This is a genomic window from Enterobacter cloacae complex sp. GYL001 (genome assembly GCF_049237125.1).
In the GTDB taxonomy this organism is placed as follows: domain Bacteria; phylum Pseudomonadota; class Gammaproteobacteria; order Enterobacterales; family Enterobacteriaceae; genus Enterobacter; species Enterobacter hormaechei_C.
Genome location: NZ_JBMKGW010000007.1, coordinates 192,552 through 204,757, shown reverse-complemented (window position 1 = coordinate 204,757; position 12,206 = coordinate 192,552). Strand labels below are relative to the sequence as shown.

Genomic DNA, 12,206 nt, shown 5'->3' with positions numbered 1-12,206 from the left:
GGCAATTGCCTACTCTATGAGTCTGTTTTTGTGAGATATCTCATAAAAGAAACGGGTCAGCCCGTTTCCAAAATCACAAATCGGCAACACAGGATGCCCGTTTGCGTAAAAGATGGCGCAAACGGGCAGAGCATCACAGCAGGGAACGGCTCACCAGCGCGTCGGTGAGAATGACGTCGTTTCGCAAGATCTGCCACGCGGCGTCCACATCGGCAGGGATATCGACATGGGCAATGAAATCACGTCCCGCCGGACCATAGCCGTTGATGTCGTCCCTGAGTCGCGGAAATTCACCCAGCACCAGCGACAAGTAGCGCTCTACCGGCCATAACCCCTCGACCGGGCCGCTAAACACCAGACCGTCGTCGCTGTTTTGCAGCACGGGCGTCAGGCCGGGATGACTCACCCATGCGGGCGATGCGGCCTCGTCGCGGCAAACGCGGGCAAACGTAGCCATTGTGCGACGCTGCATTGTCGGGTCCTGCACCACCAGCACCCGGGCGGCGTTCAGTCCGGATTGTTTCATCAACGCCCGGCTGAAGCGGGCGTTTTCGCCACAGTTGGTCGACTGATCCTCAACGTGAAGATGCTCGGCCGGAATGTTCCAGAATTCACGGGCGATGTCGGCCAGAATAGCCGCCTCAGCACGCCCGGTGGTGGGTATCCTGTTATAGCGGGGGTGTTTCGCAATCGCGGCGTAGAGGAAGGTCGTCGAGTGACCGATCCCGCCGCTGATGATCAGAGGAACACCCTGTTCAGCCGCGATTTTACAGGCAGCATCAATCGCGGGGATCACCGCATTACCCGCCAGAATCACCAGATCAACGGGCTGGTTGTCCTGATAGTCGTCCTGAGCAAGCCACGCCCCAACGGTATTCACGGCGTCGAGGGTTGTGCCAGGCAGACAGGGGAAAAGTGCCATTGTCATCGTTACCTCCTTACAGCATACAGAGCCTTCGATTATCCCCCTTTCTTCGCGTCATGCTATGGCATGAATGCTGAAAAAACGGGCCGGGATGTGCTCAAAAAGCACTCACATTTGATTAACATGAGAAAATCGTATTCACTTGAATTATGATTTGCGTCAGCCTTAGAATCATTAGCCCGCTCACAATTCAACTTTTTGAAAGGTAAACCCCGTTATGCGCCTGCCCCAACGCGACCCTTATGCTCCTCGCGAGTGGCAGCCACACGAGAAACCCGCCCTGCTGGGTTCCCCTTCCACCCCGGAGCATCCGACGTCGAAACGAATCGCCTATGGCGTGGTCGGCCTGCTGGTGTGTCTGACCGGGGCGCTGGGTAACGCGGTCGTCACCGCCAATCTGCAAAACCTGCAAGGCACCTTTGGCGCCTGGTCGACTGAAATCGCCTGGTTGCCTGCCGTCTATGTCATGACCAACGTCTCCATCAACCTGCTGCTGGTAAAGTTTCGCCAGCAGTACGGTTTGCGCGCCTTTACGGAAGGCTTCCTGGTGTTGTATGTGCTGGTCACCTTTTTCCACCTGTTTGTGAACGATCTCAGCTCGGCGCTGATGGTACGTGCGGCACACGGGATGGTCGCCGCCGCGCTCAGCTCGCTCGGCATTTATTACCAGATCCAGGCCTGGCCCGCGAAGCACCGACTGAAGGCGCTGACCATCGGCATAACCGGGTCGTCGCTGGCGATCCCGCTGGCGCGGCTGTTCTCCACCGAGCTGTTACAGCTTGATGAGTGGCGCGGGCTGTACTTCTTCGAGCTGGGTCTGGCCCTGATCTCGCTGGCCTGCGTGATGGCGCTCAAGCTGCCGCCGGGCGATCGACGCAAGGTCTTCGAGAAGAAAGATTTCATCACCTTCTTTTTGCTTGCGCCCGGCATGGCGCTGCTGTGCGCGGTTCTGTCGTTAGGGCGTCTGGACTGGTGGTTTGAAGCGCCGTGGATCGGCTGGGCGCTGGCTCTCTCGCTGGTGCTGATTGTCTCCGCGATCGTGTTTGAACATAACCGCAACAACCCGCTGCTTAATACCCGTTGGCTCTCCAGCGGCAGCATCGTACGCCTGGGGCTGATCATGCTGCTGATCCGCATCGTACTGGCGGAGCAGAACACGGGCGTCATCGGCTGGCTGCAATATGTAGGCTTACAGAATGAACAGATGACCCATCTGGCGTGGGCTATTTTCGCCGGGATCGTCTGCGGTATCGTCACCAGCTGTCTGACGATTAAGCCCACTAAACTGGCCTGGCCGATTATCACCTCGCTGGCGCTGATGATCGTTGCCTCGCTGCTGGACAGCCAGTCCAACAACCTGACCCGGCCGGATCAGCTTATATTCAGCCAGTTCCTGCTGGGCTTCGGCAGCGCGTTCTTCCTTGCGCCTGCGATGCTGGCCGCCATTGGCGGGGTGATCGCCGATCCGCGCAATCTGGTCAGCTTTTCCGTGATGTTTGGCATGAGTCAGAACCTTGGGGGCCTGCTGGGTTCCGCGATCCTCGGCACCTTCCAGACCTGGCGCGAGAAGTACCATTCCAGCCTGCTGGCTGACCAGCTCACCACCCTTAACCCGCTGGTGAACGAACGCATACAGCTTTACACCCAGATGTACAAAAGCCTGGTAGGCGACAGTTCCCTGCTGGGAACCCAGGCCATAACTCAGCTTCAGTCGGTGACGACGCTTGAGGCAAACATTCTGGCTTACAACGATACTTATCTCCTGACGGCGAGCATTGCCACTGCCACGCTGGTCTGGATTTTATGGCGCTTGCTGCGTCTGCGCATCACCGCCCGTATGGCCCTTAAGAACGCCACTGGCAACAAGTAATGACTATTTTTCAGGAGAAGTTATGAGTCAGCAGGATGCCGCCAAAGAGCAGGCCAACACCCGCAAAAATGTGCGCGTCGTTTCCATTTTCACCGCCGCGGCTATCGGCATTGTCGGGGTACTGGTGATCCTTTATGCCTGGCAGCTGCCCCCGTTCACGCGTCATGCCCAGTTTACCGATAACGCCTACGTGCGCGGCCAGACAACGTTCATCAGTCCCCAGGTAAACGGCTACATTACCGAGGTCCATGTTCAGGATTTCGCGCAGGTTAAAAAAGGCGAGCTGCTGTTGCAGATAGATGACCGCATCTATCGCCAGCGCGTCCATCAGGCCGAGGCGCAGCTGGCAATGAAAATTGCAGCCCTGAATAACAACCTGCAACAGCGCAAAAGCGCGGAAGCGGTGATTGCCAAAAACGAGGCGGCGCTGAAAAACGCCCGTGCCCAAAGTCTGAAAACCCAGGCGGATTTGAAACGCGTGAAAGAGCTGACCGCGGACGGCTCCCTCTCCATTCGCGAGCGCGATTCGGCGCTGGCCAGTGCCGCCCAGGGGAGCGCCGATATCGACCAGGCGAAAGCAACGCTTGAGATGTCGCGTCAGGATTTACAAACGGTCATCGTCAATCGCGGTTCGCTGGAAGCGGACGTTGAGAACGCGAAAGCCGCGCTGGAGCTGGCGCAGATCGATCTGCAAAACACCCGCATTGTCGCGCCGCGTGACGGTCAGCTCGGGCAGATTGCAGTGCGTCTGGGGGCGTACGTCACCGCCGGGACGCACCTTACCACGCTGGTCCCGCCGCAGCACTGGGTGATCGCCAATATCAAAGAGACGCAGCTGGCGAATTTACGCGTCGGACAGCCGGTGAAATTTACCGTCGATGCCTTAAACGATAAAGCCTATCAGGGCCGCGTGGAGAGCATATCCCCGGCCACAGGGGTCGAGTTCAGCGCTATCACCCCGGACAACGCCACGGGCAACTTTGTTAAAATCGCCCAGCGCATCCCGGTACGCATTGAGGTACTCGGTGAGCCGGAGGCGTACCGGCTGCTGCGTCCTGGCATGTCGGTGCAGGTGACCATCGACACGCGGGAGGCGAAACAATGACGCTTCGCCCGATAGCCGGCCTGCTGATAATGACTATCCTGGCGGGATGCCAGTCGGTAGACGTTGAGCCCGCCAAATCGTCCCTGCACATACCGGCCCAGTGGCGCGCGACGTCGGGGCCAGCCAGCCCGACAGAGCAGCTCTGGTGGCGAAATTTTCACGACAGCAATCTGAATCGCTATGTGGATCAGGCGCTGAAGAATAACAGCGACGTGCTGATTGCCCGCGAGCGGATTAACGAGTACCAGGCCCGGGTGTACGCCGCTGACGGCAGCCTGTTCCCGTCGCTTGACGCGGGCGTGACCGGGACGCGCGCGCGCTCGCAGTCCGCCGCCACGGGGCTTCCGGTATACGGTACGTTGTACAAAGGCAGCCTGACCGCCAGCTACGACGTGGATATCTGGGGCGTAAACCGCAGCACCTCCCGTGCCGCTGAAGCGTCGCTGGAGGCACAAAAGGCGGCGGCTGCGGCGGCTGATCTGACCGTCGCATCCTCGGTGGCCTCCGGGTACGTCACCCTGCTGTCGCTGGACGAACAGCTGCGCGTTACCCGGTCCACGCTGAAGTCGCGTGAAGAGGCGTTCAACCTCGCCAAACGACAGTTTGAGACGGGATACAGCTCTCGCCTTGAGCTGATGCAATCGGATTCTGAGCTGCGCGCCACCCGCGCCCAGGTTCCACTGCTTCAGCACCAGATTGCGCAGCAGGAAAATGCGCTTAGCCTGCTGCTGGGCAGCAACCCGGGTGACGTTGCGCGCGGTGAAAGCTTTGATGCCCTGACGCCGCTGAAACTGCCCTCCCAGCTGCCGTCGACGCTACTGAACCGGCGCCCGGATATCGTCCAGGCTGAACGTCAGCTGATTGCGGCGGACGCGACGCTGGCGGCATCGCGCGCCAGCCTGCTGCCGTCGATCAACCTCACGGCCACGGGATCGGTGCAGGATCGCACGCTGTCGGGATTGCTGGATAACCCGCTACAGCTCTGGAGCGTGGGCGGCAGTATTCTTGCGCCGCTGCTGAACCGTCAGGCGCTGAATGCGCAGGTAGATATCTCTCAGTCCCAGCGGAATCAGGCGCTGTATAGCTACGAAAAAACCGTGCGTAACGCGTTTGCTGAGGTGAATGACAGCCTTGATGCCATCACCCGCTATCAGGAACAGCTTACCGAGCTGCTGGCACAGCAGACGGTCGCGCAGGAGACGCTGCGGATTGCGCAAAACCGCTACCGCAACGGATACTCTTCTTATCTGGATGAGCTCGATGCGCAGCGCACGCTGTTCTCGGTGCAGACCAGCGTGGTACAGGTGAAAAACAACCTGCTGCTGGCGCAAATTGATTTGTATAAAGCGCTGGGCGGCGGCTGGAGCAGTGCCTGAAGACATGCCCGGTGGCGCTGCGCTTACCGGGCCTACATTTCGCACCCGACGATACCCTCCAGGGAGTCAATCTATGCAACAACAGTGGTGTTCAGTAGATACTTACATGATTTCTTCGCTTATTCCTGAGGATGAGGTTCTCCAGAGCGTGCTTGAAAACAACAAACGCGCCGGTTTGCCCGAGCACGATGTTGCCGCTAATCAGGGGCAACTGCTGGCGCTGTTTGTCCGCATGACACAGGCGCGTCGAATACTGGAAATCGGTACGCTGGGTGCGTATAGCTCAATCTGGATGGCGCGCGCCCTGCCGCCGGATGGAAAGCTGATTACGCTTGAAGCGGACCCGAAACATGGCGCTGTTGCACGCCAGAACATTCACCTCGCGGGACTCAGCGATCGTATCGAATTGATTGAAGGCCCGGCGCTAAAGTCGCTCGAGAATTTCGGTGACGTCCCTCCCTTCGACCTGATCTTTATTGATGCCGATAAGCCTAACAATCCCGGTTACCTGGAGTGGTCGCTGCACTACTCCCGCCCCGGCACGGTCATTATCGGCGACAACGTGGTACGTGACGGCGAGGTGATTAACGGGCAAAGCGACGATGCACGCGTGCAGGGAGTACGGAAGTTTATCGAGATGACTGGAGATAACCCGCGCTTAACCGCCACTGCGCTGCAAACGGTGGGCATTAAGGGATGGGATGGGTTTACGCTGGCGATGGTGAACGGGTGAACAAAAGCCGGGTGGCGGCTACGCCTTACCCGGCCTACATGTTTTACCGTAGGCCCGGTAAGCGCAGCGCCACCGGGCAACGGTTTTAGCCGGAAATCTGCTCCATCGCCTGCAAGATACGCTTATCCGAAATGGGATACGGCGTTCCCAGCTGCTGAGCGAAGAAGCTGACGCGCAGCTCCTCGATCATCCAGCGGATCTCCCGCACGTCGTCGTCATCGCGACGCGCCGGCGGCAGTTTGTTGAGCCACTGCTGCCACGCCTGCTGCACGTTTTCGACTTTCAGCATCTGCGCACGATCGCGATGCGGATCGACCGCCATTTTCTCCAGACGCTTCTCTATCGCCTGCAAATAACGCAGCGTATCGCCCAGACGCTTAAAGCCATTGCCGGTGACAAAGCCGCGATACACCAGCCCCGCCATCTGCGCCTTGACGTCCGACAGCCCCAGGGCCATGGTCATATCCACCCGCCCCTTCAGGCGCTTGTTGATATTGAACACGGCGGTGAGGATCTGCTCGACCTGTCTGGCAATCTCCACCACGGTGTCGTTCAGCTCCGCGCGCACCTTTTCATGAAGCTGAGCAAAGCCCTCTTCCGTCCAGACCGGACCGCCGGCCTCGTGGATCAGCTTATCCACACCGCAGGAGATGCAGTCGTCGATCAGGTCCAGCACCTTACCGTACGGGTTAAAGTAGAGCCCCAGCTTGGCTTTGTTCGGCAGCTTCTCGTGCAGATACTTAATCGGCGACGGGATATTGAGCAGAAGCAGTCGACGCAGCCCGCGCCACATCATCTGCTGTTGCTCCTGCGGATTGTCAAAGAGCTTAATCGCCACGCTGTCGCGCTCATCCACCAGCGCGGGCCAGGCTTTGACCTTATAGTTCCCGCGCTTCTGCTCGTAGCTTTCCGGAAGCTGACCAAAGCTCCAGATGTGCAGCCCGCTCTGCTCAATGCCGTCATCGGCCACCGCAGAGAGCGTCTCCTGGACTTTACCTTTCAGCGCCTCTTTCAGCTCCGTCAGAGAACGGCCTTCGAGCAGCTTTTTGTTTTTATCGTCCACCACGCGGAATGTGATTTTCAGGTGATCGGGCACCTGATCCCAGTTCCAGTCGTCGCGGTCGATGGTGGTCCCGGTCATGCGGCGGAACTCACGCTCCAGGGCGTCCAGCAGCGGCAGCTCCAGCGGCGTGACGCGGCCTAAAAACGCTTCGGCGTAGTTCGGCGCCGGCACAAAGTTACGCCGCACCGGTTTAGGCAGGGATTTGATTAACGCAATGACCAGCTCGCGGCGCAGACCGGGGATCTGCCACTCAAACCCGCTCTCTTCCACCTGGTTTAACAGCGGCAGCGGAATGTGCACCGTCACACCATCGGCATCCGCGCCCGGCTCAAACTGATAGGTCAGACGCAGCTTGAGGTTGCCCTGATGCCAGAAGTTCGGGTAATCGAGCTTGCTGACCGACTCCGCGCCCTCTTTGATCAGCATGCTCTTTTCGAAGTTGAGCAGGTCCGGGGCCTCTTTGCTGGCTTTCTTCCACCAGCTGTCGAAATGGCGCGCCGAGATCACATCGTGACTGATGCGCTGATCGTAAAACTCAAACAGCGTCTCGTCGTCCACCAGAATGTCGCGACGGCGGGACTTGTGCTCAAGCTCTTCCACCTCGGCGCGCAGCTTCAGGTTTTCGCGGAAGAAGGCATGACGCGTCTGCCAGTCGCCTTCCACCAGCGCGTGGCGGATAAACAGCTCGCGACTCAACGCCGGATCGATCTGGCTGTAGTTAACCTTACGCGCGGCCACCACCGGCAGGCCGTAGACGGTGACTTTTTCCGTCGCCATCACCGCGCCCTGCCCGCGCTCCCAGTGCGGCTCGCTGTATGAGCGTTTCAGCAGGTGCTGCGCCACTGGTTCAACCCACTCCGGATCGATACGCGCGGCGATACGCCCCCACAGACGGCTGGTTTCCACCAGCTCGGCGACCATGGTCCACTTCGGCGGCTTCTTAAACAAACCGGAGCCCGGGAAGATGGAGAAACGCGCGTTGCGTGCGCCGGTATATTCCTGCTTATCCGCATCCTTCATCCCGATATGAGACAGCAGGCCAGTCAACAGGGCGATATGAATTTCGCGGTACTCCGCCGGTTCACTGTTCACCGGGATACCCAGCTCTTTCACCACCTGGCGCAGCTGGGTGTAGATATCCTGCCACTCGCGTACGCGCAGATAATTGAGGAAATCCACCCGGCACTGACGGCGGAACTGGTTCGAGGAGAGCGCTTTTTGCTGCTCGCCAAGGTAGTTCCACAGGTTCACAAAGCCGAGGAAATCGGACTCTTTATCGTGGAAGCGACGGTGTTTTTCATCCGACGCCTGCTGCTTATCCATCGGACGCTCGCGCGGATCCTGAATGGAGAGCGCCGAGGTGATGATCATCGCCTCGCGCACGCAGCCGTGTTTTTGCGCCTCCAGCACCATGCGCGCCAGACGCGGGTCGACCGGCAACTGGCTAAGCTGGCGGCCCAATGGCGTTAGCTTGTAGGCCGTCGCCTGTTCGTCGGTGGTGATGGCCCCCAGCTCTTCCAGCAGCCGCACCCCGTCCTGAATATTGCGCTTATCCGGCGCTTCCACAAACGGGAAGGCGGCGATATCGCCCAGCCCCAGCGCGGTCATTTGCAGAATAACGGATGCCAGGTTGGTCCGCAGGATCTCCGGATCGGTAAACTCAGGGCACGACAGGAAATCGTCTTCCGAATAGAGACGAATACAGATCCCTTCCGACACGCGGCCGCAGCGGCCCTTACGCTGATTAGCCGACGCCTGCGAAACCGGCTCAATCGGCAGGCGCTGAACTTTGGTGCGGTAGCTGTAGCGGCTGATGCGCGCCGTACCCGGGTCGATCACGTATTTAATGCCCGGTACGGTCAGCGAAGTTTCGGCCACGTTGGTCGCCAGCACGATGCGGCGCCCGCTGTGCGGCTGGAACACGCGGTTCTGCTCGCTGTTCGACAGGCGCGCGTACAGCGGCAGGATCTCAGTATGGCGCAGATCGCGCTTGCTGAGCGCATCGGCGGTATCGCGGATCTCGCGCTCGCCGCTCATGAAGATCAGAATGTCGCCAGAACTCTCGTTGCCCAGCTCGTCGACGGCATCAAAGATGGCCTGAAGCTGGTCGCGCTCGGTATCGTCCGCCTCTTCCACAATCGGGCGATAGCGCACTTCCACCGGATACGTGCGTCCTGACACCTCGATAATCGGCGCATTGTTGAAATGTTTTGAGAAGCGCTCCGGGTCGATGGTCGCGGAGGTGATGATGATTTTCAGATCCGGACGCCGGGGCAGCAGCTCTTTCAGGTAGCCGAGCAGGAAGTCGATGTTCAGGCTGCGCTCGTGCGCTTCATCGATGATGATGGTGTCGTACTGCATCAGCAGACGATCCTGCTGGATTTCCGCCAGCAGGATACCGTCGGTCATCAGCTTAACCATGGTGTTATCGCTGACGTGGTCGCTGAATCGCACCTTGTAGCCGATGCAGCCGCCCGGCTCCGTTTGCAGCTCTTCCGCAATACGGTTCGCCACGGTGCGCGCCGCCAGACGACGCGGCTGGGTGTGACCGATCAGCCCTTTCACCCCGCGGCCCAGCTCCATGCAGATTTTCGGCAGCTGAGTGGTTTTACCTGAACCGGTTTCCCCCGCGACGATCACCACCTGGTGGTCGCGTACGGCCTCAAGAATGTCCTGTTTCTTCTGGCTGACGGGCAGATTTTCCGGATAGGTAATCTCCGGACGTGCGGCTTCACGCAGCACAACTTTCCCTGCCGCCTGTTCAATCTCGTTGGCCATCTCCTGGTAAATGGCCTGTTGTGCATCAGGATTTTTAACCTTCTTAACGCCGTGCAGACGGCGCGCAAACCGCTGTTTATCGCGCAGCATCAGCGAATCAAGCTTTTGCATCAGCATCGGGAAGGTCAATTTTTGGTGTTCTGTCATAGCGTTAACGGGCAGTGCACTGCCGGATAAAATCTCTTTTTAATGATTGGTATAGAGTACCACATCAGCGCTTTTCGCGCCTTATTCAAAAAATTCGAACATAGGCTTCGATATATTGCGCTATCCCTGTGGCAGGATTGTGAATAAAGTGTCAACAAGCAACGGGGCAACCCCCTCAATCAAATACAAAACAGGAATTTCCCATGAGCAAAGTATTAGTGTTGAAATCCAGTATTCTGGCAGGGTATTCACAGTCTGGTCAGCTGTCTGACTATTTCGTTGAACAGTGGCGTGAACAGCACAGCGCGGATGAAATCACCGTGCGTGACCTGGCGGCAAACCCAATTCCTGTGCTGGACGGCGAGCTGGTTGGCGCGCTGCGTCCGAGCGATGCGCCTCTTACCCCGCGTCAGCAGGAAGCCCTGGCGCTCTCCGACGAGCTGATTGCTGAGTTGCAGGCGCACGACGTTATCGTGATCAACGCCCCAATGTACAACTTCAACATTCCTACCCAGCTGAAGAACTACTTCGACCTGGTGGCGCGCGCTGGCGTAACCTTCCGTTACACCGAGAACGGCCCGGAAGGTCTGGTGAAAGGCAAGCGTGCGGTTGTACTGACCAGCCGCGGCGGTATTCACAAAGATACCCCTACCGACCTGGTCGCACCGTACCTGACGCTGTTCCTGGGCTTCATCGGCATTACCGACGTGAACTTCGTGTTCGCTGAAGGTATCGCTTACGGCCCGGAAGTGGCCACCAAAGCGCAGACCGACGCGAAAGCCGCTATCGACAGCCTGGTCGCTGCCTAAGTTTTCCCCCTCTCACCGCCCGGTGGGAGGGTTTTTCTTTTCCCCCGTATTTCGTTATCATCCGCACCCACTCTCCAGCCCGGCGGCCTGATGTCTGTCATTATCGATACGTTTATTGCACCACCCTGTCACGACGACATTGAGATCCTCTGGCAGGACGAGCATCTGCTGCTGATCAATAAACCTTCCGGTCTGCTCAGCCTGTCGGGGAAAAATCCGCAAAACCTCGATTCCGTCCACCACCGTCTTGTTCAAACCTTTCCCGGCTGCACGCTGGTGCATCGTCTTGATTTTGGCACTTCGGGTCTGATGGTCATTGCGCGTAACAAAGCGATCAACGCCGCGCTTTGCCACCAGTTCAGTCAGCGCGCCGTGAACAAGGTTTACACCGCCCTGCTGTGCGGACATGTGGAACAGGACGAAGGGACCGTGGATGCGCCGATTGCCAAAGATCCGGCGCTGTTTCCGCTGATGACGATCTGTGCCCGCACCGGTAAGCCCGCTCGCTCGCGCTATCGGGTGGTGGAACGTATTTACCAGGATACGACAATGCCGCTGACGCGGGTTGAGCTTACCCCGGAGACCGGGCGCACCCACCAGCTGCGCATTCACTGCCAGCAGTTAGGCCACCCTATTCTGGGGTGCGATCTGTATGGTGGTCTGGAATGGCCGGGGGCGGAAGAAACGCCCCGGCTGATGCTGCATGCAAGCGCTCTGAATTTTATTCATCCGCTGAGCGGCGAGACGATGAACGCCCGTCACGCCGCGCCGTTCTGAGCGGGGATTACCACATTAAATCGTCAGGGATTTTGAAGTCTGCGTACGGATCGTCTTCGTCCTGCTCTTCCTGACTCAGGGCGCTGTTTAGCACAATGCTGTCCGCATCGCGCTGGGCAATTTTATCCGCCACTACCGCCGGGATAATCGCGTAATCACAGTCGCCCTTCGCGTTAATCACCAGTCGGGCAATCGCCAGACGGCCGTTGATCAGCTGGGTTTGCGTCTGCTTATCGACCTCGATTTTTTTGATCAGGTTGCCGTCGGTAAAGTTGAAGGTAATGTTGCCCTTCGCCACGGTGATGCGGTTCATCTCAATCAGCTGCTTCACCTGCGCCCTGAACTCTTTTGCCAGCACCGCCTGTTTTTGCTGTTCGCTCAGCTGTTTATCACGCTCCAGCTGGGCTTTCTTGTTCTCTTCAACAGCCTCTCTCGCCTCGCGAGCCTGGACGCGGGATTTTTTCGCCGTGCGCTGGACCTTCGCCATCTTTTTACTGCTGACTAAGCCCGCTTTCAGCATCTGCTCTTGTAGGGTGAGTTTTGTCATGTTCGTTTAAACCGGTTGGAAATGTCGGGGGATTATACCTGAATCGCGCAGTTCATGAAGAACCCTCATGTTGCAG

At 58.4% G+C, this 12,206-nt stretch carries 9 protein-coding genes; 6 read left to right on the top strand and 3 right to left on the bottom strand.

What is annotated here, in order from left to right; translation table 11 throughout:
* Positions 1-133 precede the first annotated feature (133 nt).
* On the bottom strand, positions 134-928 hold the full coding sequence (locus tag ACOTWU_RS14840) for a YdcF family protein (protein WP_017384495.1): 795 nt from the start codon (positions 926-928) through the stop codon (positions 134-136).
* A 214-nt stretch (positions 929-1,142) separates the two neighbouring features.
* Between ACOTWU_RS14840 and ACOTWU_RS14835 the strand changes: the two genes are divergently transcribed.
* From ACOTWU_RS14835 to ACOTWU_RS14820, 4 genes are all read left to right on the top strand, one after another.
* Entirely contained in the window at positions 1,143-2,795 is a 1,653-nt protein-coding gene (locus ACOTWU_RS14835; protein ID WP_017384496.1) for an MFS transporter, read from the top strand.
* Between the two features lie 22 nt (positions 2,796-2,817).
* Positions 2,818-3,900: an HlyD family secretion protein gene (locus ACOTWU_RS14830; RefSeq protein WP_017693458.1), complete on the top strand. Its 1,083-nt coding sequence runs from the start codon at positions 2,818-2,820 to the stop codon at positions 3,898-3,900.
* A complete protein-coding gene (locus ACOTWU_RS14825) occupies positions 3,897-5,276 on the top strand; it encodes an efflux transporter outer membrane subunit (RefSeq protein ID WP_017693459.1) in 1,380 nt (459 codons plus the stop codon). The genes ACOTWU_RS14830 and ACOTWU_RS14825 overlap by 4 nt, the downstream gene beginning before the upstream one ends.
* A gap of 73 nt (positions 5,277-5,349) precedes the next feature.
* Positions 5,350-6,009 (top strand): O-methyltransferase, encoded by a 660-nt coding sequence (locus ACOTWU_RS14820; protein ID WP_045345243.1) that lies wholly within the window; start codon positions 5,350-5,352, stop codon positions 6,007-6,009.
* A gap of 85 nt (positions 6,010-6,094) precedes the next feature.
* Here the strand turns inward: ACOTWU_RS14820 and hrpA are convergent, their stop codons facing one another.
* Complete coding sequence (gene hrpA / locus ACOTWU_RS14815) at positions 6,095-9,997, bottom strand: ATP-dependent RNA helicase HrpA (protein ID WP_252049292.1); 3,903 nt, start codon at positions 9,995-9,997, stop codon at positions 6,095-6,097.
* 203 nt (positions 9,998-10,200) lie between these two features.
* On the opposite strand from hrpA, the gene azoR reads away from it, so the two are divergent.
* Both azoR and ACOTWU_RS14805 read left to right on the top strand, forming a co-directional pair.
* Positions 10,201-10,806: an FMN-dependent NADH-azoreductase gene (gene azoR, locus ACOTWU_RS14810; RefSeq protein ID WP_015570577.1), complete on the top strand. Its 606-nt coding sequence runs from the start codon at positions 10,201-10,203 to the stop codon at positions 10,804-10,806.
* Between the two features lie 90 nt (positions 10,807-10,896).
* A complete protein-coding gene (locus ACOTWU_RS14805) occupies positions 10,897-11,583 on the top strand; it encodes an RluA family pseudouridine synthase (RefSeq protein ID WP_015570578.1) in 687 nt (228 codons plus the stop codon).
* Between the two features lie 7 nt (positions 11,584-11,590).
* On the opposite strand, the gene ACOTWU_RS14800 is transcribed toward ACOTWU_RS14805, so the two are convergent.
* Positions 11,591-12,130: a DUF2058 domain-containing protein gene (locus ACOTWU_RS14800; protein WP_003857300.1), complete on the bottom strand. Its 540-nt coding sequence runs from the start codon at positions 12,128-12,130 to the stop codon at positions 11,591-11,593.
* Between the last annotated feature and the right edge of the window lie 76 nt (positions 12,131-12,206).